Here is a 23,035-nt window from a genome sequence, read left to right on the forward strand (position 1 = left end):
ACTTAAGTTCGCTAAGTTTAATTAACATGAGTTTTTACAATAACTTATTTATTATTGGTTATTTTGCCGAATTTTTTTTATAAAAATATAACATTTAGCTAATTACGCTAACCTCTCAAAGTTTCCTATAAATAAAAGGTTAATTTTAACATCAGAAAAATCTTTATTTTTATTTTAATTGTTTGTTTTTATTAAATAAAAAATATTTATTATTTTCGTGGAACTTTTTCTAAATAATCGGCGTAGATCTTGTAATAAGCATTTACACTTTACTTAAATTTTATACTGCTAATTAGTTATTATATTAGCAATTATAAAAATTATATGACTTATACCAATTTGAATCATTATTAGTGTCCTTTTTTAGAAAAATAATAATAACTCAAATTGGTATACACTATCCGGGGATTTAGTGATGACAAGAAAAAAACAAATAATTGTACCAATAGCGATACTTTTAGTAGGTGTACTACTGTTTATGCTATTTTCTGGTATGAAGAAGCCTCCAGAAGAAAAAGAAAAGATAGACAAAACTCCTATTGTCGCAGTTGAGCCAATTACTCTAGCACCCATGACTCTAGAAGTAGACTCTTACGGTATTGTATCACCAAAGTATGAAACAGAGTTGGTTGCTCAAGTGAGTGGTCAAATTGTTGAACTATCTCCAACTTTTGAACGTGGAGGTTTTGTTTCTAAAGGACAGTTACTTGCTCGTATTGATCCTAGTGATTACGAAGCTGCATTAATTGATGCTCAAGCAAATCTTGCATCAGCAAAGGCTTCTTTAGAAACCGAACGCGCTCAGGGAAAAGTAGCCGAACAAGAATGGAAAGAAATTACTGATACATCACCTACTGAGCTTAGTTTACGTAAGCCGCAACTTGCCCAAGAAATTGCAAGGGTAAAAGCAGCACAAGCCTCGGTATTAAGAGCTCAGCGTAATATGGAGCGTACTGAAATAAGAGCACCTTATGACGCCATGATTGAAAGTCGCAATATAGGTCTTGGTTCATTTGTTGGTACTGGGAGTAATATTGGAAAATTGCTAGGCACTGCCATTGCTGAGGTTCGTTTGCCTGTTGCCGATGGTGAGCTTGAGTTTTTAGAAAATCAGGGTAAAGATGCTTCTGTTGTACTTATTGGTGATTTTGCTGGTAAAGAAAAACAATGGCAGGCAAAAGTCATTCGCAGTGAAGGCGTTGTCGATGCTAAAAGTCGTATGAGCTATTTTGTTGCACAAGTAAAAGACCCTTATGGATTATTAGACAAAAGTAACCAGGAAACACCTTTAAGGTTCGGTGCTTATGTAAATGCAAAAATTAAAGGGCTTCAATTGGCAAGTGCCACTACAGTGCCTCGTTACTTAGTCGTTAAAGATAAAATAGCTATCTTAGATTCTGACTCTAAATTACATTTTTCTGCAATTGATATTGTACGCCAAATAGGGCGAAACGTTATTGTTTCTAGTGGCTTGAATAATGGCGATCAAATTATAGTTTCTGCTTTAGATTATCCTGTTGACGGTATGCAATTAGCTTTGCCTAGTGATAAAGCTGATAGTGAAAAAGACAGCGAAGCAACGCAAATTGCAAGCATTAAGGGGTAATTATGGATAGTACTAATAAAGGGTTGATTGCATGGTTTGCACGCAATAGTGTTGCCGCAAACTTATTAATGCTATTTATTATTGTCGGTGGTTTATTAACGGCGTTTACCATTAATAAACAAATGTTCCCTCAAGTTAAAATTAATTGGATTCAGTATTCAGCTATATACCCAGGGGCTGCACCGCAAGAAGTTGAAGAAGGTATTACTATTAAAATTGAAGAGGCGCTTGAGACTATACAAGGTCTAGAGCGAGTAATTACTTACTCAAACCGAAATGCTTCTTCTGGTTATTTTCGTGTCGATGAAAGCTATGATCCACAAATCGTATTAGAAGAGATTAAATCGGCGATAGACTCTATACCAAGTTTTCCCGATGGCATGGAACGTCCAAAAGTTGAAAGAATAAAGTTTCGCCAAGAAGTGATGTATATCAGCTTATACGGTGACTTATCTAATACAGAACTTAAAGAGTTAGGTCGTAGTATTCATGATGAAATTCAACAACTACCATTAATTAATATTTCTGAATTTTATAGCGGTTTAGGCTATGAAATTTCAATTGAAGTGAGTAAAGATAAACTACGTGAGTTTGGTTTAGGTTTTACTGATGTGGCTAACGCAGTTCGTAGCTATTCTCGTAATATGTCAGCAGGGCAGATTAAAGCCGAAAATGGTTACATCAATCTACGTGTAGAAAAGCAAGCATATCGTGGACATGAATTTGAACAAATTCCGTTAATTACACTTGCTGACGGTAGTAAAGTGTTATTGGGCCAAGTAGCGACTATTAATGATGGTTTTGAAGAAGGTATCCAATACTCTAAATTTGATGGTAAAAATTCAATGACCTTTTTTATCGGTGCTGCTGAAAATCAAAGCATTACTGATATCGCTAAAGTCATGCATAAATATGTTGCAGAGAAAAGTGAGCAATTACCTACAGGGGTTAAATTAGAAACATGGGTAGATTTGACTTATTATCTTGAAGGTCGTTTGACTATGATGATCGATAATATGAAGTCAGGTGCAATATTAGTATTTTTAATGCTTGCGCTATTTTTACGTATTCGTCTAGCTTTTTGGGTAATGATGGGGTTACCCGTATGTTTCCTTGGTACGCTTTTATTTATGCCAATGGAATTTGTAAATGTAACGATTAATATTACCAGTTTATTTGCCTTTATATTAGTCCTTGGGATTGTTGTTGATGACGCCATTGTGATGGGAGAAAGTGCTCACAGTGAAATAGAATCGAAAGGGCAATCAACCGAAAACGTTATACGCGGCGTACAAAGAGTCGCAATGCCGGCAACCTTTGGTGTACTAACCACAATAGCCGCCTTTGTGCCGTTTATTTTAGGTGATGGTCCATCTTCTGCGTTTGGCAAATCTATTGGTTTTGTTGTCATACTATGTTTATTGTTTTCTTTGGTTGAGTCTAAACTTATACTTCCTGCGCATTTAGCGGGTATGAAGGTTAAAAAGTTTAACCCTAAAAATCCTTTGGATCGTGTGCGTAGAAGTATAGATAAAGGTTTAAAGCACTTTATTGATACAGTTTATCAACCCTCATTGACCATGTTTATTCGCTACCGTTATGGTGTCTTGATGTTTTTTATCTCGCTACTCTTGATTAGTGCAGGTTTGTACAGCGGCGGTATCCTACGCTTTGTGGGTCAACCGAAAATACCTCATGACTTCCCGCGTATTAACATTGAAATGAACGTTGACTCTTCTGATCAAGCGACTTTAGATGCTTTATTAAAAGTCGAAAATATACTGACGAGTGTTGATAGGGAAGTTGAAAAAGAGTTTGGTAAGCCTATGATTGCCGATATGAATGTAGAGCTACGTGGTCGGATCGCTGGCAATATTACGGTGAAGCTTGTTGATCCGGAAGACCGAGCTATGGATACGTTTGCTTTAGCGGATAGGTGGCGTAAAGCTATCCCCAAAATGCCAGGTGTAAAATCATTTACTATTAATGATAATTTGTTTGGTGGGGGCCGTGAAGATGGAGATATTAGCTTTAGACTAGAAAGTAAAAATGATGCTCAATTATTAGCTGCGGCAATTAAACTTAAAGAAAAACTAAATTCTCTTAAAGGCGTTGGCGATGTTAACGATAGTCGTCAAACAAGTGCTAAAGAAGTACAGTTTGAACTTAAACCGTTAGCTTATAGTTTAGGCTTAACACTTTCAGATATTGCTTCACAGGTGAGTTATAGTTTTTACGGTCTTGAAGCGCAACGCATATTACGAGATACCGAAGAAATAAAGGTGATGGTGCGTTATCCATTAGAACAACGTAGTTCAATAGGTCATGTTGATAATGTAATGATAAAAGCACCTAATGGTTCAGAGTTACCATTATCTGAATTAGCCACGATAAAGTTAACGGAGGGTGTTACGAGTATTCGCCGAGAAAGCGGAAACCGAACGATTAATGTCTGGGCAAGTGTCGATGCGGATCAAGTAGAGCCCTTTGCTGTTGCTAAGGATATTCGAGAGAATTTTATTCCTCAACTGTTACGTCAATTTCCTACAGTGAAGAGTGAAGTTACAGGAAGAATTCAGGAAGAAATGGAAAGTGCTGCGCAGCAAGTGCGAGATTTTGTTATCTCACTCATGGTGATTTATTCACTGTTAGCAGTACCATTACGCTCTTATTCTCAACCAGTAATGATTATGGCTGTGATACCGTTTGGAATTATTGGAGCTGCGTTTGGCCATTTATTATTAGGAATGGACATGAACACCCTCTCTATTTTCGGTGTGATTGCCGCCGCAGGGGTGGTCGTCAATGATTCTCTGGTGATGGTTGATTATGTGAATAATGCCAGAAAAGAAGGTGTTCCGTTAAAAGATGCCGTCATTTTTGCAGGTACACGACGCTTTAGAGCGATAATGTTAACTTCAATTACTACGTTTATAGGCTTGGTGCCAATTGTATTTTTCGAAACAAGTATGCAAGCAAAAATGGTAGTACCTATGGCTGTGTCACTATCATTTGGTGTGCTGTTCGCAACAATTGTAACATTAGTGTTGATCCCGAGCTTATATGTGATTATTGAAGATATTAAACGCATGTTTTCTCGTAAGAAAAAAGTGATAGCATCAAATGAAATGGATAATTCGGAAGTTTTATCTAGCTAGTACTTTCCGTTAAAATTTATAATCATTTTGTAAAAGGCACCTTAACCGGTGCCTTTTTATGTTCAAGAAGAACGGACAGGCTTGTCGTTTCAAAGATATGCTAAGATATTTACATCCATGTAAATAATGAGTTTGGACAAAGAAGAGCCTAAGTTATGATTACTTAACGCCTAATTCTTTTAACCTTTCTAATAAGTAACTTTCTTGTGTATGTTTATCCGACAACACTACTTCGCTTCTTGGGTGTAAGAATAAGGGTAATGAAATACGCGACTTTTTAGCCGCTTCCCCCGTAGGGTTTACCACTCTATGGCTTGTTGATGGAAAATAGCCACCTGAAGCTTCTTGCAACATATCTCCTATATTGATAATGAGATGACCAAAGTCAGCAGGTACATCTAACCATTCACCTGATTGTGATTTTACTTGTAATCCTGGTTCATTAGCCGCAGGTAAAATAGTGATTAAATTAATATCTTCATGGGCGGCAGCACGTAATGCTCCAGGCTCTTCATGACCTGTTAGTGGAGGATAATGTAGTACCCTTAAAAGAGTGTTTGGTGTGTTGTTTATCATGTTTGATAAAGGTTCTGAATACGTTTTTGAAATATCAGGAGGACTATTTTTTTCAATCCAATCGAGAAGTTCAGCTGCAAGGGCTGACGTGCTTTCATAATATTCAAGTATTTCATCTTTAAGTTGTGCAGGAATTCTTCCCCAAGGGTAAATATGATAATATTCTTTGATGTCTTTTTTAGTCTGTCCTTTAGCTGTTTCTGATATTTCTGGTGCAAAATATCCATCTTGCTTGGTCGGGTCAAAAGCGAAGTCGTTCGGGTTTCCTTCAGTAAAAAACGTATACCAGTGTTGATAAATTGAATTAACTAACGATTGTTTTATTGGGTGGTTTTTTAATACACCAAAGCCTGTAGATTTTAAACTTTCTACAAAATCTTTGGCGGCGTCATCTGAATGATAATCAACGACTTGAACTTGCATGACTTTCTCCTGTTAATTCGATATATACAGCCAGAGTCATTATAGCAATAAAGTATATCTCTAAGTCACTTTAATTCGATGTGGGTTTTAATTTGTGATATGGGCTCATTGTGGTAGAAAACTATAGACTGAATTTGTGTTAACCTTTAAGTAATGCTACTTAATGCTTATACTGGAGTTAAGAGTTTCAATACCTTAACATTTATTTACTAACAAGAGCTCATGTATGAATACTAAAACACTTTGTAGTATGGTGATCGTTTTAACCTTATCAGGATGTGCAATTCAGCAAGATCCCTGTGAAGATATTCGCTTAGCAAAAGAACAATTAAAGCAATGTCAGATTCTCCAAAATCAAATAAATGCGGCTTCGGGGAAACCTATATTGAGAACTGAATTGGAACGTAGGTATCAAGAATCTTGTGTCGATATTCGATATTATCGAGATGAACATCAAAATGCTATTTGTGGTAATAAAGAAGAAATGAAAGCAATAGAAAGTACAATAAGTGATAAAAATAGGTAAAGTTACATATACTTATAAGTGTAGCATCTCATATTTTTAGTGGAATTATTTTTTAATAAGGTTCATTATAGTTGTTCTTAATAGATGCGTTACTGTAGTAGTAAGATGGGATTTGCAGGTAATCAATTGAATAATAAAGAGACTGATTTAGCAAAAGAAAGCTTAATTTTAATAGATAAATACCGTAAATTAGAAGGTCGTTATACTGCGCTATTTACTCTTAATCAGTTAGCCGTTGATTGTGCCGATCTTAATACTTTTTTTATTCAAGTTCATAGTGCTATTTCAGCCATTATGCCCGCTAATAATTTCTATATAGCGATGTACGATCAAGGAGCGTCGACTATAGATTTTGTTTATGATGTCGATGAAAAAGATTCATATCCCCCTGGTGTTATGCCATATGCTGAACTTGAAGGCTCAATGACATGTTATGTTATTGAATCAGCTAAACCTTTACTTGCCACACCAGAAAAAATTGAAGAATTAACTCAGCAGAAAAAAATTAAACAAATGGGCACTAAAGGTGTCGATTGGCTTGGCGTCCCCCTAATGAGTGACGGTTTTGTTATTGGCGTAATGGCGGTACAAAGCTATAACGAAAATGTACGATATCAAGAGCATGATCTTGAAATGCTTACGTTTACTGCCCAACATGTCATAACTGCCATGATGCGTTTACAAGATCGTGAACGTTTACAAAAAGCTGTTGATGCTAGAACTCGTGAATTAATGGGGCAAATACGAGAGCGTGAAAAATCTGAGTTATTGCAAGAATCATTGTATAGAATATCTGAATTAACCAACGATACTTCTTTAGATATTGATAAATTTTATGCCATGGTGCATAACATTGTAGGGCAATTAATTAACGCGAAAAACTTTTTTATTGCCAAGTATGATCCTGAAGAAGATTTATTGTCTTTTGTCTACCACTCTGATCAACGTAGTCAAAATATTGATAAAGACTTTGCTCCTAGAAAGTTAACAAACCGTTATACCGAATTAGTTATTAAACGGGGAGAAATTGTACTTTTATCACATCAAGACATGATTGAATTATATGAGGCAGGGGAAATTTCTGCAGCACCTAACGATGATACAAAGTCTTGGTTGGGGGTCCCTTTAATTCAATCTGGTAATGTGATTGGAGCTATGGTAATTCAGAGCTACCAAAGTAAAGTTATTTTTAATGAACAAGATGCAGAGTTACTTAAATTTGTTTCCCAGCATGTTTCTACAGCGATAAAACGAAGAGAAATTGCTGATGTTGAACGAGAAACCCATGAATTACTAGAACATCAAGTAAAATTACGTACGGTTGCATTAGAAGAAGAGATTAAACAACGTAAAGAAGCCGAAGCAAAATTAAAGTATGCCGCAACTCATGATAGTTTGACGGGCTTACCAAACAGGGCCATTTTTGTTGATTTATTAAATCATGCCATTGCATGTAATGTCCGCCGACCTGAGTTGAAGTTTGCTATTCTCTTTCTAGATTTGGATCGTTTTAAAGTAGTCAATGATAGTTTAGGGCATCATGCTGGTGACCAATTGCTTAAAGAAGTTGCTTTAGAGCTAAAATCTATTGTTCGAACTAAAGATGTTGTTGCAAGGTTAGGGGGCGATGAGTTTGTTATTTTGATTGAAGATTTAGAAGAAAATCAAGAAGCGTTTGAAATAGCTCAACGTATTACAGAATATTTAGCCACCCCTTTTCATATTTCTAATCAAGCTGTTTTTATCGGTACTAGTATTGGTATTTTATTTAATGATCTTCGCTACACCAGTGCGGATTTAATGCTAAGAGATGCCGATACCGCAATGTATCATGCTAAAGACAAAGGCAAAGGTCGATATGAGGTGTTTGATGCGAGTATGCATAATAAAGTGCAGAATGCATTACGTTTAGAGACAGATATCCGCGAAGGCATTATCCAAGAAGAGTTTGTACCACACTTTCAGCCTATCGTACGTTTACGGGATAAAAAAATAGTAGGCTTTGAAGCCCTTGCCCGTTGGCAAAGTGATCAAAGAGGCTTTGTCTATCCTTCCGAATTTATCCCTTTAGCAGAAGAAACTAATTTGATTATGGCTATCGACTTACAAATTTTAGAGAAGTCCTGCCGACAATTAAAGCTATGGCAGGACCAACTTCAACGATTTGATTTATATGTAAGCTGTAATTTGTTCTCTAATCATTTTTTTAGTCATACTTTACCCGATGATATTGAAAATATCTTAACTAAAGTGGGGTTAAGTCCTCAGAATTTACGCCTCGAGTTAACAGAACGGGCATTACTTGAAAACACTGAAGTTGTATTAGAGAACATGACGAGGTTAAAAGCACTTGGTATTAGAATATTACTTGATGACTTTGGTACCGGGTATTCAAGTTTAAGCTATTTGCATCGTTTTCCTATTGATGTACTCAAAATAGACCGATCTTTTATCAATAATGTGCATGAACACGGTAATCACCAAGCTATAATTAAAACGATTGTAGACTTGGCTACTAATTTACAAATGTCTACCGTTGGAGAAGGAATTGAAAACCTTGCAGATGCTCAATTATTAGAAAAAATGGATTGTGTCTATGGTCAAGGTTTCTATTTTTATAAACCAATGCCTGCAAGTGATTTGGTTAAATTCTTACAAGCGTAAAATTTTGTTTAGAAAGTAATCTATAGACGGTTCATGTCTCGAATTATTTACATAGTCAGTTATTGTTCATAAAAAAACATTCAAATCAAATCAATTGTATTTGCGAAATGCAATAAAATACAGAATAATCTATGGTATATATTGTATTAACCAAAATATTGTATTGATGATGAATAACAATACTCCTCGCACTTTAGACCGAATTGATCTTTCTATCTTAGATGTACTTCAGAAAAATGGTCGAATTTCAAATGCCAATCTTGCTGAGAAAGTTAATTTGAGCGCTAGTCCTTGTTTAGAAAGAGTACGTCGGTTAGAAAAAGAGGGCTTTATAGAAAGTTACGGCGCATTACTCAATGCCACTAAATTGAAATTTGGGATGTCCGCTTTTATTCAAGTGACGTTAGATAGAAATAATGGCAGCATGTTTAATGAATTTCGAGAGCAAGTCGTTAAAATTAGGGAAGTTGCTGAATGTCATATGGTTGCTGGTGGTTTTGATTATTTATTGCAATTAAGGTTTGAAAATATTGATGCATATAGAGGATTGCTTGGAAAGATTGTTGAGCTCCCCGGTGTATCGCAAACTCACAGCTATATAGTATTAGAGCATGTTAAGCGAGATTCTGGTGTGCCTATTATGATAAAGTAATTGGCACAAACGTCTGGTCAGTAGCACTTCTAAGTCAGCTTTAACTAATTAAATTAAGTAAAATTAAAAAGAGAGAAAAATGAATTATAAAAAACTCACTTGTGCAAGTCTGTTACTTGCATTATTGATGGGGTGTGGTCAAAAAGAGGTAGAACAATCTCATGATGTGACAAACACACCTAAAGCCGAAAATATAAAAGCACATTTAGAATTTTTAGCAGATGACACGCTAAAGGGAAGAGACACTGGAAGTGATGGTTATCAAATTGCAGCTAACTATGTAAAATCTAATTTTAAGCAGTTAGGGCTAACTCCGATGGGCGAAGCTCAAGGCTTTGAGCAAGAAGTTACCTTTCGTAAAACATCGTTAGAAAAAAACAGCGCAGCATTAACTATTATTAATGAATCCGGGGTTGTAGAGCTCAAAGAAATAGAACACTTTATTACATCTGGCTCTACTTTAGATAATAGCGCTTCAGTTGAAGCTGAGACTGTTTTTGTTGGCTATGGTGTGATTGCCCCTGAGTTTGGGTATGACGATTATAAAGATATTGATGTTGAAGGGAAAATCGTTGTTGCTCTGACGGGGCGCCCAGATGATTTACCCTCTGAAGAAGGAGCTCATTTAGGGTCAAATGGAGAAAAAATGCGTCATGCTGCTGAGCGTGGTGCTGTGGGATATATTACTATTCACACACCTAAACGTGACCAAGTAAGAACATTTGAAAAGACGGCTCAATACGCGAGTGCTCCACGATATTCATGGTTAGATAAAGACGGTAAACCTTTTGGTAGTCAACCATCAATAAAGGGCAGTGCGTATATTAACAATAATCATGCACAAGCCTTATTTTTCGGGGCTAAACGCAGTTTAGAAGAGCTTTTTTTAGATGACACTAATAATAAACCCATTACTGGTTTCATGCTCCATTCAAAAGTGAAACTAAAAACAAGATCACATCATGAAGAAATTACAAGCCCGAATATTATCGCTATGATCGAAGGCAGTGATGAGAAGTTAAAGAATGAATATGTGGTTTTTACAGGACATTTAGATCACATTGGTGTGGATGAACATGGTGATCATGAAGATAAAATTAATAATGGTGCTTTAGATAATGCATCCGGTGTTTCAATATTAATTGAAACAGCACGTTTGTTGTCAAGCATGGCAAAACCGCCAAAGCGTTCTATTTTATTTGTTGTGGTTACAGGGGAAGAAAAAGGCTTATTAGGTTCAAGTTATTTCGCTAATAACCCAACGGTTCCATTAACAAGCATGGTAGCTAACGTTAACTTAGATATGCCATTAGTATTATATCCATTTGCTGATGTAGTCGCGTTTGGCTCTACCCACTCAAGTTTAGGTGAAGTTGTTGAAACAGCAGCAAATAAAATCAATATTAGTTTGAGTCCGGACCCTATGCCAGAACAAGCAATATTTACGCGAAGTGATCATTATAGCTTTGTAAAACAAGGTATTCCGTCTGTTTTTATGATGACAGGTTTTAAGTCAACCGATGAAGGTATTAATGGTGGTGAGGTATTTGGTGACTTTTTGAAAAATCATTATCACCAACATAGTGATCAATTAGATCTACCGATTAACTATGAAGCTGCAGCAAAATTTGCGTTAGTTAATATGATGATCGGGTTAGAAATAGCAAATCAAGAAAAACGTCCTACATGGAATGAAGGTGACTTTTTCGGTAAAACATTTGCCATGTAAATGGGCTTTTTCAAAATGTAAGCGCAACAACAAAATCGTTGCGCTTTTTGTTTAATCAAACTTAGCAACAGGTTACACTGAAACGATGTTGTTTATCGGAATATCTCTATGAATGCTCATGATTATGCCATTACTGCAAATGGTTCTTTTGCTTTGCCAGATGCCTGTTTTAAAGTGAAGTCATTAATGGAACAAGAAGATTCTACCATTGAAGATTTTGCAAATGTTATTAGTATCGACCCATCAATGACATCTCGCTTACTACAAATAGCAAACAGTGCTGTTTATAGTTTTCCAGGTGAAATTAGTACGATATCACGTGCTATCACCATTATAGGCACTCAAGCTATTTATAATATGATGCTAGTCGATGTTGCCGCTACTGCGTTTAAGCACTTTTCGAATCAAGCTATTGATCTTAAGCGTTTCTGGCGAATGAGTGTATTCTGTGGATTGGCAACAAAAAATCTTGCGATTAAAGCGGGAATTCGCGATATTGAACGACTTTTTGTTGCTGGATTATTACAAAATTTTGGTGAGTTGATCGTAGCTAAAGTTACACCCGACTTAGCAACACAATGTGAACACTATAACGCAGATGTCATGCCATGGTCTTTGCAACAACAAGTCTTAAATTTTACTTATACTGATATATCAGCAGAACTATTAAAAATTTGGCAAATACCTGAAAAAATTATTTTGCCAATTAAGCATTTCAATCAAGCTCAAAATATTCAAATTAATAAAGACGTTAAAGTGTTATACCTAGCATCAAGACTTGCTTTAGTTGATAGTGATCCTGAAGTTTTTTCCTATGACGACACCATAGATCAATCGATGTGCGAAAGTTTAAATATTACTGCTGAAGATCTTGAAGCTGCGGCAGAATTTGCTGGTAAAGAAGCTGAAAGCATTTTAACCATTATGGATGCCAAGTTTTTTACCGCTAATTAAAGCGTCATAAACTTTAATAAAAGCGCAAAATATTATATACAGTTCTTTATTACTTAACGTAAAGGTAAAGCAAGACATTTTCAAAGAAGCTTGATAGCATCTGAAAACAAAAATATTAGATAGGCAAAAATGAAGTAAGTCGATATTTACTTATTTATAATTAACAATTAATTGCCCTACAAAATTATTATAATCAAGGACATTTATGACAGCAGCAAGAGAACATTTTAGTTCCCGTATTGGGTTTATATTAGCCGCCGCAGGCTCTGCAGTAGGCATTGGTAATTTAGTGGGTTTTCCAGTTAATGCTGCGAAAAATGGTGGTGGTGCATTTTTATTAATGTACGCACTCTTTGTTTTCTTTATTTGTTTACCTGTGATGATTGCTGAAATGGCCGTTGGTCGCAAAACACAAAAAGAACCCGTAGGCGCATATAAGACTTTATCTAATGGTAGTAAGATCTGGAGTCTCGCAGGGTTTTTAGGTGTATTAACGCCTTTTATGATCGCGGTGTTTTATATGGTGATCACCGTTTGGATATTTGGTTATATTGCAATAATACTTTCTGGAAATTTAGATTATTTAGCTACAGGGGCTGCTTTTGGTGAGTTTATTAATAGCCCTTATATTTTCGGTGTTATGATAATCGTTGCCGCTATTATTAATTTTATTTTAGTGGCAGGCGTTAAAGATGGCATTGAAAAAGCGGCTAAAATACTAATGCCAACACTATTTTTCATGCTAATTTTGATGGTGTGTTTTGTGCTAACGCTTGATAATGCAATGTCAGGTATAAAGTTTTTTATTATTCCTGATATTGATAAATTAACACCTTCTGTAATCAATGGAGCGCTTTCTCAAGCTTTCTTTTCTTTGTCGTTAGGTATGGGGATTTTAATTACTTATGGATCTTACATTAATCGTCAAACAGATATTGTTGGCTCCGCAAAGTTAGTTGCTTTAACCGATACTGCAGTTGCTTTTATTGCTGGACTGATGATATTGCCAGCAGTATTTTCATTTAATCCTGATGTAAACCCTCAAGAACTGAGCGATAGCTCTGTATCACTTATTTTCACATTTTTACCGAAAATATTTTTAGCATTACAGACGAGTATTGGATATTTTGCTGCTAGTGCTGTTGCGGTGTTTTTCTTTATTTTGGTTTTCTTTGCGGCAATAACATCTTTAGTTTCGATTATTGAGGTGCCTGTATCTTATTTAGTCACTGAAAAAGCTAAGAGTCGTAAGAAAGCCTTATTAACGTTATTAATGACTGCAGGCGTATTGACTGTATTTGCTACTGTTTCATTCGGCATGGTGGCGTTTTTTACTGAGTTTGTGACTTATGCAGGTCAGCCTAAGTCATTTTTTGATGTAGTTTATGATATTTTTTACGATACCATTTTACCACTTAATGGTTTTCTGCTGTGTATTTTTGTCAGCTACCGTTGGAAGAAAAATCAACTGACTAAAGAATTGTCTATTGGTAATGAAAGCTATGCTAATTCATGGGTTGAGAAGTATATTAATTTCTCACTAGGTACCTTTATCCCAGTGATTGTGCTTTTCATCTTTATTAATACGGTGATGCAAAAGTTCTTTGCTGTGAGTTTATTTGGTTTTTAGATAAATCAGTAAATACATTTAATTTTAGTTATTTTTAAGGCCGTATAATTGTTATTATGCGGCCTTACTGTTTTGAACGACTTGCCTTATGATCGAATATATTCAATTTCCAGAAAACTTAACCTCTCTAGGTAATAGCGGGTTCTCTGAACCAGATAGTCAGCGACTTTTTCACGGGCGTGGACACGCTTATGACGGACTTTCCCATGTTAATGTGGACTGGTTCTCACCAATTATATTTATCACGTTATATCAGGCGGTAGATCCCTCGTGGCTCAATCAACAGGTTGAGTTATTACGAGAAAATATTCATGAATGTAAATCAATACAAGTACAGCATCGATATATTAAATTTTCACCAATAGAGGTACTTTGGGGGGATGATCTACAGCAAGCGGTAGCTGTTGAAAATGACTTACGCTATCAATTAACATTAGGTAAGTCTCAAAATTTAGGCTTGTTTTTTGATATGGCTAATGGTCGAAAATGGGTAAAAGAAAATGCACATGGAAAGAATATTTTAAATTTATTTTCTTATACGTGCGCGTTCTCAGTAGCAGCATTATCAGGAGGAGCAACTCAGGTTGTAAATATTGATATGAGTAAATCTTCCTTATCAAAGGGGAGAGACAATCATAAGTTAAATGAACAAGACTTAACCAAAGTAAAGTTTGAAGGTGTTGATATTTTTAAGTCGTATAGCCGTTTAAAAAAATATGGGCCCTATCAAATGTTAATATGCGATCCGCCCTCATTTCAAAAGGGCAGTGTCAATATTGAACGTGATTATAAAAAAATTATCAAACGTCTACCTGAATTAATGAGTGATAATGCTGATGTATTGTTATGTTTAAATTCGCCGGATTTAGATGAGCAATTTCTTCTTGATGAAGTCGCTAGAGAGTGCCCTGAGTGTCAGTTTCAGTATAAAGTAGAAAATCCTAAAGTATTTAAGGAGGCTGAGCAAGGTAAAGGACTTAAAGTTTTATACTTTAAGTACAAACCAAGTTAATTATTCTGCTTAACTTTATTTCATCCTTAGTTAATAACTACACGCGCTGCAAGTAAAATTAAAAAGCAGCCAGTAATTTTATCAATTATATGGCTGTTGTTTTTTAATTTTTCTAATACGGGGCCGCGTGATAAGGCATAGGCAACAATGATGTACCAAAGTGCATCAATAAAACCTACAGTAGATGTCATAATCGCTTTTTGCTGCCAAGCAGCATTTTCGTCTACAAACTGGCTAAAAAGTGCGAGAAAGAAAATAGCTAATTTAGGGTTTAAAAAGGCAATTAAAAAACCATCTCTCCATCCGTTAACTGTTATGTTTGCTCTATGTTGAGAGTTGCTGTTTAAATCAACTGATTGTTTTTTGCTCATTAAGGCTTTTACACCTAAGTAAAGAAGAAAAGCGGCCCCAGCATATTGTATTACAGAATATAAAGTGGGAGATTTGACGATGATAATACCAATACCTGTTGCAGTTATTGCGGCATAAAGCGCTACACCAAAACCATGACTTAATGCGGTAGCATAGCCTTGCTGAGAGCCGCCATTTAAAGTATTTCTAATAACAAGTGCTAAACTAGGGCCTGGTGAAAGTGCGCCTAAGATACAGATAGTTACAAGAGACAACCATAAATGTAGTTCCATTAATATTCCTATACTTCTATTGTTTGATACGTAAAAAACTAGCGAATCTTGGCACACCACGATCAGTTTTACCAATATATTTGTAAGTTATTTCACTGCCTATAGCTGGTGGTTGTTGACGTTCTTTGTCAGAAAACCCTGTACCGATCTTAAACTCAAACCCTTGTTTATTTCTTACGAGTAAAGAGCCTAACATATCTTTGTATTTTCCCTTTCCAGGAATATGTTTTAATACAATAGCTTCTTCATCTTGATAGGGCTTTAACTTTAGTAATGCTTTATTTCTTCCTATTTTATAAATTGCTTGTTTATGATGAAGCATTAACCCCTCACCACCTAAGGAAACAACTTGATTAAGTTTATTATATAGTTGTGTTTCATTGGTTAAGCTAAATTGTTCTACCATGCTAATTGTAGTGCTTTGAGATTGCTCAATTATATTCTGGATTTTGTTAATTCGTTGAGTAAAGTTAATTTTACTTGTTGGCAGATCAAATACCTTAAATGTAATTGCTTTCCAACACTCTGGTTCAGGGACTTTTTTACGAGTACAAGAAACAATCCGTTGAAACTCACCTCTGTTGCTCCAAAGCTCTCCATCTAAGGGGGTTTTAGGCCAATTATCAGTATATCCTTGTGGGGTGTAAATAGGATTTCCTTGTCTAGTAAGGAGTTTTTTTCCGGTCCAATAACCGCGAATACCGTCAAGTTTTTCACTGATCCAATAATCGTTAATGTTTAAACTATTATGATAGTTAATCCCGTGTTGTATTGGTAAATTCTCGGCAAAAGCAGAGAAAGAATATAGCAGGATGAATAAGATCGAGGCGAAACCATAGAGTACTTTCATGTGAACGTCCTTGTTCAATTTATTTGATAAATGTTAGGAGAGTTAAATATCAATAGAAGTATAGACTCAAGCTTGGGGTTTGCATGATTATTTCACTAGATTTTAGTGATAATGCTTATTAAATCACTAAAAACTCAGGTGCATAATTTAAACGGGTTGTAACAGTCTGAAATTAATAGGTAATATTTTTGGCGTTAAATTTGCTTTTTTTAAATAATTAATAAGGAGCATGTATGAATAATGTTAAGCGATTGGTGATAACTGTATTAGGTGGAATTTTAGTTTTAATGGGCGTTGTTTTTATATTACTTCCTGGCCCTGCGATTATATTTTTGCCATTAGGATTAGCGCTATTAAGTTTGGAATTTAACTGGGCAAAACGCTGGTTAAAGTCTTGCCAGCGTTGGATGCGAAAAAGTGCAGTGCAAATGGATAAATTTATAGCGAAGCGTCGTTATAGTACGCGGAACAATTAGTTAGCCAGCCAGTTATGAAGCTTCGCGAATATGAGAAGTCTTTTTTATGACAAAAAGGCGGCTTTTTTATTGTTATACATTGTAATTATCTCATTAATAACATCTTGCTCGTAGGGGCGTAGTCCACTTAACAGCATGTGCTTTTTACCATGTCCAATAATTTTTTTATCAGCGACTAAATTGAATACAAGATCAGCAACACCACGTTTACCATCAATTGAAAGGGTGGTTTTTGCGAGTTCTAACTTTACAGACGTAAACGTTAAGTTATCTAAGTGTATCGACATACTTTCATACATAACCATAGGTCTTGTTGGATTAATCATCATTTGTTCTTTTGCCATCAAATCTACCAAAATATGTGGGAATGTATGGCCTGAAAACTCTACATATGCTTGCGTGAGGGATCTAATTGTCGCTGTATTCTCTGTATTGTCTCCACTGACTGACACCGATAAATACTCTTTACCATTATCATCAGTAATAAGTGCACTTTCATTAATCTTGTTAGGAAAATTTAATGCTATGCCATCATTGACCATACCTGAAAAGGTAAACGTCATATTTTGTGATAAACCTGATTTTTCTAATATAATTGCGAAAAGCAAATCACCGGGTACGCAGAATCTTTTTGCATCTATGTCATGCAGTGGGTTGAAGTCATCAGCAATATTTTTTGCAAAATCACTTGCTTGCTGACGAGTAAAACTGATTTTTTCATTGTCGTTTTGACAATACTTTTCAAGAAACATAGTGACTACTCTACATATACGGGCTAAAAACCGTCGCATTCTACCAGTACTAGTAAGAAAAAGTCGAAATAATAATGCTAAAATTAACTAAGCAGACCAGTAAAAATAAGGGCTTTGAGCGAACAGGTGTATCTTTTATCGATTTTTTATTGGCGAATCAATTGTTCTTTTTGTTTTTTTGTTAATTGTTTGAGTTCGTATTCTCTTTTGCTTGCCGTACTTCTATCTGGGTGTTCTTCACTATAAACAAGACTGACAGGTCGTCTAACACGTGTATACTTTGCTCCTAATTTATTGCAGTGGTTGTGCTCTTTTATACGGCGAACAATATTTGTAGTTATACCTGCATAGATACTGTTATCACTACAACGTAATAAATAGACATACCAAGAGTTAGAAAGCATTAAAGACCTATTTAAAATTATATTAGATAAACACAAGCTAGTTTATTGTGCCACTTTTCAGTACTATGGCGCCAGATTTTCATTATACATGAACGAGAGTTAGATTATGCTTTCAACCGATTTCGGTGCGTTAAAAAAAATGATTGGTCAAATTGACTCGCAGGGAAATGTTAATTATCAATTACCTGTGGGGGATGAAAGACTAGCTTTGAATGAATGTATTGGCAAAACAGTCACCTTGTCTTTTAATGGTCAGATTAATTGTTGTCATTGCGGTAGAAAAACTAAAAAAAGTTATTCCCAAGGGTTCTGTTTTCCTTGTATGCAAAAATTAGCTCAATGCGATATGTGTATAATGAAACCAGAAACTTGTCATTTCGATAAAGGTACCTGTAGAGAACCTGAATGGGGAGAGAGAAACTGTATGATCCCTCATTATATATACTTAGCGAATACTTCAGGGTTGAAAGTAGGGATCACACGGCATACACAAATTCCTACTCGTTGGATTGATCAAGGAGCTACCCAAGCATTACCTATTTTTAAAGTAAGCACTCGCTTACAGTCAGGATTAGTTGAAGTTGCATTAGCTGAGTTTATAGCCGATAAAACTAATTGGCGAGCAATGTTAAAGGGAAATGCAGAGTCGATTAATTTAAAAGAAAAAGCTAATGAATTACGTCCTTTAATTGAAGGCACTTTAGCTAAACTTAATGAACGTTTTGGTAATACGGCTATAGAAGTTTTAAATGAAGAGGTAGTTGAACTTCATTTTCCAGTGTCAGAGTTTCCCCAGAAAGTAACATCATTTAATCTTGATAAAACGCCAACGGTAAGTGGAATACTTTTAGGAATTAAGGGACAATATCTATTATTCGATACCGGTGTCATAAATATCCGAAAATATGGCTCTTATCAAATAAGTGTTTCGGTAAATTAACTTCTAATAGTTTTAATTTACCGTCTATACTATGAAAATAGCTTAGGTAGCTATTTTCATATTTAAACCATAAAGGTTTGTTTATTAACTGAAACCATTAGCATTCAGTTTTATTTTCATGTTTATTGTTTAGGGTATTTTTAATGAACGCTGAAGATTATGCAGAACAGGCAAGCGAAATATTTGTTTTATCTGATTCTTTTATTCGTATTAAAGAGTTAATTGATGATGAATCTTCAACGATAGATGACATCGCAGATGTTATATTGTTAGATCCCGCGCTGTCGGGCACAATTTTAAAACTTGCAAATAGTTCTTTTTTTAATTATCCAGGAAAAATTGATACGATTTCTAAAGCTGTGTTAGTGCTAGGAATTACTGAAGTTTATAATTTAGTGATAGCTTATTTCTCAACACAAGCGTTTAAGTCTAATCAAGTAGAGTCTCAATTTTTAGAAGAATTTTGGGAATGTAGTGTTGATACTGCATTAATGATTAAGTACATCGGCTCTAAGTTACATACGGTGAATGCCGAACGTTTATTCATTTTAGGATTGCTGCACGGCGTTGGTGAACTTGTGATAAAACAGTTAGCACCTGAGAAATTTAAAGAGGCTTTAGTGATTTCTTCAGATGAACTACCTTGGCAAAAACAGCGAGAGGTATTTGGTTTTACTTACGCAGATGTCAGTGCTGAATTACTTAAAGAGTGGCAATTGCCTTTTAGTATTGTTGAACCTATTAGATATCAAAATGAAGAAAAGTTTGAATGTAGCACGCAAGAAACCAAATTACTCTTTATAGCTAAACGCATGATGTTACTTAATTATGGTTGTTCTCACTTTGAGCAAGAAATGTTAATTTCCCCTGAAAAACTGGTTGAAACTCATGTTAATTCAGCATTAATTAAAGCCGCAAATGAATTTTGTGACATGGAGAGATTAGGCATACTTGCGATGCTAAAGCCAAGCGCGGCTATGATCTATTAAACGAAAACTCAATGTTGTAATGATGTACGCAACTAAGCCTAAATAAAAAAACGCTTGCCTAGACAAGCGTTTTTTATGTTTTGAGTAATTTAAGTGAGTATATTACTTCTCTATTTTACTCATGTCGCCAGCTTTAATAATAGTGAAAGCATCTACTGAAATGTAGCGACGCATCACTTTATTAATGTCATCAACTGTTAAGTTTTTAATTGCTTGCTCATACTGCTTACTAAATTGCATGGTACGATCTAAGCGAAGGTTACTTGTTAATTTAGTTGCAAGTTCTCTATCCTGAGAACGACTTACTTTACGGCCTTGTAATAAGCCAGATTTAGCACTTTCTACTTCTTCTGCAGTAAAGCCGTCTTTAATTAAGCGTGCAATCTCTTCTTTAAAGCCTATTTCAACTTTATCAAGGTTTTGAGGAGCGCAAATAGCGTAAGCGCCAAGTGCTGCACGTTCATCTTGAGAACTTAGATTTAAAAATGATCCTGCGCCGTAACTTAAACCGTCTTTTTGGCGTAAACGTGTTGCTAAACGGCTATTTAAGAAACCACCACCTAGCATATAGTTACCAATAGTTAATGCCGGTGCATCTTGATGGTTTTCGCCTACAGGTAGACTAGCAGAAGCTACAAAAGTCGCGTTCTCTTTATCTGGTGTATTAAAATCTAACACTTTTACTGGAAGCTCTTTATAAGGGTTTTCAACGCGTTGATATGATGCTTTACTTTGCCAATTTGAAGTGATTTCTTCTAAGGTGTTAGTAATGACATCTTGGTCAAAATCCCCAGCAACAGTAATTTGAAGCTGATTTGCGCCATAAAATTTTTGATGGAATGCTTTTACTTCTTTCAGCGTTAGTGCATCTAATTCAGTTAAAGCTTCTTCGAAAGTAGGCGTATAGTTTGGGTGACCTTTAGGGAAAGGACTTTGATGGCGAGAAAAAGCTCTAAAAGCAATTGCTTGAGGATCTTGTAACTGTTGGTCAATCGCTACCTTTTGCTCACTTTTGTACAACTCAAATTCTTTTTCTGTATAGCTTGGTTGTTGTAATACTTCGGCAACTAATTTTAATGTCTCATTTAAATTAGTTTTTGTTGTATTAACAGATGCATAGGCGTATTCACTACCACCACCAATACTTACTTGTGCTTCAAGCTTATCAAAAGCTTCTTTAAGTTGTTCACGAGTATAATTTTTACTACCACGCATTAACATTGCACCAGCGGCGCGACCAACTGTATTTAAGCCAAAGAGTGATTTTTCATCCCCCATTTGCATGCTTAAACTAACAACAACTGATTCACCACGTGTTTTTTTCGGTAACAACGCGGCTTTAACACCACTTTTTAACGTTAATATTTGTGTACGCTTATCGATATTGTCTTGAGAAGGGTCAAATGCTTCCCCTTGAGCAACTTGCTCACGGCCTTTATAACCTTCAAGCATTTTGCTGACATTTTCAACTTGAGGTATTTCAACACGCTCAGGTGTTTCAGCAGGAAGAAATTTACCCAATGTACGATTGTTTTGTACAATGTATTTAGTAGCTACGCGCTGAACATCTTCAGCAGTTACCTTCTCTAAACGATCTCGGTTTAGGAACTGTAATCGCCAGTCACCCATGCCTAACCATTCACTTAAATTAAGTGCAATACTTTGTGATGAATTAAATGATAATTTAATATTTTTTAACAGTGTTCTTTTGGCTCGTTCAACTTCATCACTTGTAATTGGAGACGTTTTAATGCCTTCAAGTGTTGAAAGCATTGCATCGCGAGTTTCAGCAATGTTATTTGCTTTATCTACTTGTGCGATGAAAATAGCAACCCCAGGTTCTTGCCATTGGAAGTTAAAACCTGAAGTAGTTGTAGCTAATTTTTTCTCAACCACTGCTTTGTGCAAACGACCGCCAGGTGTCGCAGAAAGCACTTCGTTTAATACATCTATAGCAGCAAAGTCAGGGTGTGAACCTGCAGGAACATGATACATAGCACCTAATAGTTGAATATCGCCCACACGGCGAACCGTTACTTCTCTTTCACCATCTTGTGCTGGCTCTTGTGTATAAAGTGGGTTGATGGTTCTACTAGGCTTAGGGATTTTACCAAAAGTGTTATTGATTTTTTTAAGTATAGCGTCGCTGTCAAATTTACCTGCAATAATCAGGGTTGCATTATCTGGTTGGTAATACTTTTTATAAAAGGCTTGTAGGCGATCAATTGGAACATTCTCTAAATCAGCGCGCGCGCCAATTGTTGACTTTCCATAGTTGTGCCATTCAAAAGCAGCAGCCATCATACGTTGTAATGTAATTCTAAATGGACTGTTTTCGCCACGTTCAAACTCATTACGTACAACTGTCATTTCACTGTCTAAATCTTTTTTTGCGATAAAAGAGTTGACCATGCGATCAGACTCCATAGACAATGCCCAATCAATATTTTCTTCGGTTGCGGCGAAAGTTTCAAAATAATTCGTACGGTCAGTCCAGGTAGTACCGTTTGGTCTAGCGCCATGTGAACTTAGCTCAGCAGGAATATCTTTATGTTTAGGAGTCCCTTTAAAAACTAAATGTTCAAGTAAATGAGCCATACCTGTTTCACCATAGTTTTCGTGTTTAGAGCCTACATGGTAAGTCACATTAACGGTAACTGTTTCTTTAGTTTGGTCAGGAAATAATAATACTTGAAGGCCATTTTCTAGTTTATATTCACTGATGCCTTCAACTTCGGTTATTTTTTCTATTTTATTTTCAGCACTTACGGAGGTACTGAAGGTAGATATCGTAAAAATTAAAGTGGCAGCCAAGGTTATGCTTGGCTGTTTTATCCATTGCTTTATCATCTTATGTTCCTATTTTTATTAAGACTCTAACACTTTAGCAAAATTGTTAATGTACTGTTAAGAATTTTTATTAACAATTTGTAACAGTTAACAATCAGATTAAAGCTCACTAACTTGCTAGTTTTGCACTAAATAACTCCATTGGTTTTTATCTGTTGCATTATTTTGGTGCACAAAGGTACTGTAATGTTTATGTAATC

At 35.6% G+C, this 23,035-nt stretch carries 18 protein-coding genes; 12 read left to right on the forward strand and 6 right to left on the reverse strand.

What is annotated here, in order from left to right; translation table 11 throughout:
- Positions 1 to 415: 415 nt before the first annotated feature.
- Both IE155_RS15580 and IE155_RS15585 read left to right on the forward strand, forming a co-directional pair.
- On the forward strand, positions 416 to 1,606 hold the full coding sequence (locus IE155_RS15580; RefSeq protein WP_189379176.1) for an efflux RND transporter periplasmic adaptor subunit: 1,191 nt from the start codon (positions 416 to 418) through the stop codon (positions 1,604 to 1,606).
- Positions 1,607 to 1,608: 2 nt separating this feature from the next.
- Positions 1,609 to 4,764, forward strand: a complete 3,156-nt coding sequence (locus tag IE155_RS15585; protein WP_189379177.1) for an efflux RND transporter permease subunit — start codon at positions 1,609 to 1,611, stop codon at positions 4,762 to 4,764.
- 159 nt (positions 4,765 to 4,923) lie between these two features.
- Here the strand turns inward: IE155_RS15585 and IE155_RS15590 are convergent, their stop codons facing one another.
- Positions 4,924 to 5,763 (reverse strand): 2OG-Fe(II) oxygenase family protein, encoded by an 840-nt coding sequence (locus IE155_RS15590; RefSeq protein WP_189379178.1) that lies wholly within the window; start codon positions 5,761 to 5,763, stop codon positions 4,924 to 4,926.
- A gap of 226 nt (positions 5,764 to 5,989) precedes the next feature.
- Here IE155_RS15590 and IE155_RS15595 point away from each other — a divergent pair, with 226 nt between their 5' ends.
- The 7 genes from IE155_RS15595 (at position 5,990) to IE155_RS15625 (ending at position 14,930) form a co-directional block, all read left to right on the forward strand.
- Complete coding sequence (locus tag IE155_RS15595) at positions 5,990 to 6,289, forward strand: hypothetical protein (RefSeq protein WP_189379179.1); 300 nt, start codon at positions 5,990 to 5,992, stop codon at positions 6,287 to 6,289.
- Positions 6,290 to 6,415: 126 nt separating this feature from the next.
- Positions 6,416 to 8,953: a sensor domain-containing phosphodiesterase gene (locus IE155_RS15600; RefSeq protein ID WP_229817378.1), complete on the forward strand. Its 2,538-nt coding sequence runs from the start codon at positions 6,416 to 6,418 to the stop codon at positions 8,951 to 8,953.
- A 166-nt stretch (positions 8,954 to 9,119) separates the two neighbouring features.
- On the forward strand, positions 9,120 to 9,605 hold the full coding sequence (locus IE155_RS15605; protein ID WP_373295378.1) for an Lrp/AsnC ligand binding domain-containing protein: 486 nt from the start codon (positions 9,120 to 9,122) through the stop codon (positions 9,603 to 9,605).
- A 79-nt stretch (positions 9,606 to 9,684) separates the two neighbouring features.
- Positions 9,685 to 11,334, forward strand: coding sequence for a M28 family metallopeptidase (locus IE155_RS15610; RefSeq protein ID WP_189379182.1), 1,650 nt, complete (start codon positions 9,685 to 9,687; stop codon positions 11,332 to 11,334).
- Positions 11,335 to 11,442: 108 nt separating this feature from the next.
- Positions 11,443 to 12,288 carry an HDOD domain-containing protein gene (locus tag IE155_RS15615; RefSeq protein ID WP_189379183.1) on the forward strand — a complete coding sequence of 282 codons (846 nt, stop codon included), beginning with the start codon at positions 11,443 to 11,445 and terminating at the stop codon, positions 12,286 to 12,288.
- Positions 12,289 to 12,493: 205 nt separating this feature from the next.
- The gene (locus IE155_RS15620) at positions 12,494 to 13,918 is read left to right on the forward strand and encodes a sodium-dependent transporter (protein WP_189379184.1); all 1,425 of its coding nucleotides are present in this window, start codon (positions 12,494 to 12,496) and stop codon (positions 13,916 to 13,918) included.
- Between the two features lie 88 nt (positions 13,919 to 14,006).
- Positions 14,007 to 14,930 carry a class I SAM-dependent methyltransferase gene (locus tag IE155_RS15625; RefSeq protein WP_189379185.1) on the forward strand — a complete coding sequence of 308 codons (924 nt, stop codon included), beginning with the start codon at positions 14,007 to 14,009 and terminating at the stop codon, positions 14,928 to 14,930.
- Positions 14,931 to 14,956: 26 nt separating this feature from the next.
- Here the strand turns inward: IE155_RS15625 and IE155_RS15630 are convergent, their stop codons facing one another.
- Entirely contained in the window at positions 14,957 to 15,574 is a 618-nt protein-coding gene (locus IE155_RS15630; protein ID WP_189379186.1) for a LysE family translocator, read from the reverse strand.
- Positions 15,575 to 15,590: 16 nt separating this feature from the next.
- Positions 15,591 to 16,424, reverse strand: a complete 834-nt coding sequence (locus IE155_RS15635; protein ID WP_189379187.1) for a DNA ligase — start codon at positions 16,422 to 16,424, stop codon at positions 15,591 to 15,593.
- Positions 16,425 to 16,657: 233 nt separating this feature from the next.
- Between IE155_RS15635 and IE155_RS15640 the strand changes: the two genes are divergently transcribed.
- Complete coding sequence (locus tag IE155_RS15640) at positions 16,658 to 16,900, forward strand: PGPGW domain-containing protein (RefSeq protein ID WP_189379188.1); 243 nt, start codon at positions 16,658 to 16,660, stop codon at positions 16,898 to 16,900.
- A gap of 44 nt (positions 16,901 to 16,944) precedes the next feature.
- Here the strand turns inward: IE155_RS15640 and IE155_RS15645 are convergent, their stop codons facing one another.
- Positions 16,945 to 17,652 (reverse strand): DUF3581 family protein, encoded by a 708-nt coding sequence (locus IE155_RS15645; protein ID WP_189379189.1) that lies wholly within the window; start codon positions 17,650 to 17,652, stop codon positions 16,945 to 16,947.
- A gap of 146 nt (positions 17,653 to 17,798) precedes the next feature.
- A complete protein-coding gene (locus IE155_RS15650) occupies positions 17,799 to 18,056 on the reverse strand; it encodes a GIY-YIG nuclease family protein (protein ID WP_189379190.1) in 258 nt (85 codons plus the stop codon).
- A gap of 106 nt (positions 18,057 to 18,162) precedes the next feature.
- On the opposite strand from IE155_RS15650, the gene IE155_RS15655 reads away from it, so the two are divergent.
- A complete protein-coding gene (locus tag IE155_RS15655) occupies positions 18,163 to 18,996 on the forward strand; it encodes a DUF2797 domain-containing protein (protein WP_189379191.1) in 834 nt (277 codons plus the stop codon).
- Between the two features lie 143 nt (positions 18,997 to 19,139).
- Entirely contained in the window at positions 19,140 to 19,985 is an 846-nt protein-coding gene (locus IE155_RS15660; protein ID WP_189379192.1) for an HDOD domain-containing protein, read from the forward strand.
- Positions 19,986 to 20,087: 102 nt separating this feature from the next.
- On the opposite strand, the gene IE155_RS15665 is transcribed toward IE155_RS15660, so the two are convergent.
- Complete coding sequence (locus IE155_RS15665; RefSeq protein WP_189379193.1) at positions 20,088 to 22,835, reverse strand: M16 family metallopeptidase; 2,748 nt, start codon at positions 22,833 to 22,835, stop codon at positions 20,088 to 20,090.
- Between the last annotated feature and the right edge of the window lie 200 nt (positions 22,836 to 23,035).

The organism is Thalassotalea profundi (assembly GCF_014653195.1).
Lineage (GTDB): Bacteria > Pseudomonadota > Gammaproteobacteria > Enterobacterales > Alteromonadaceae > Thalassotalea_B > Thalassotalea_B profundi.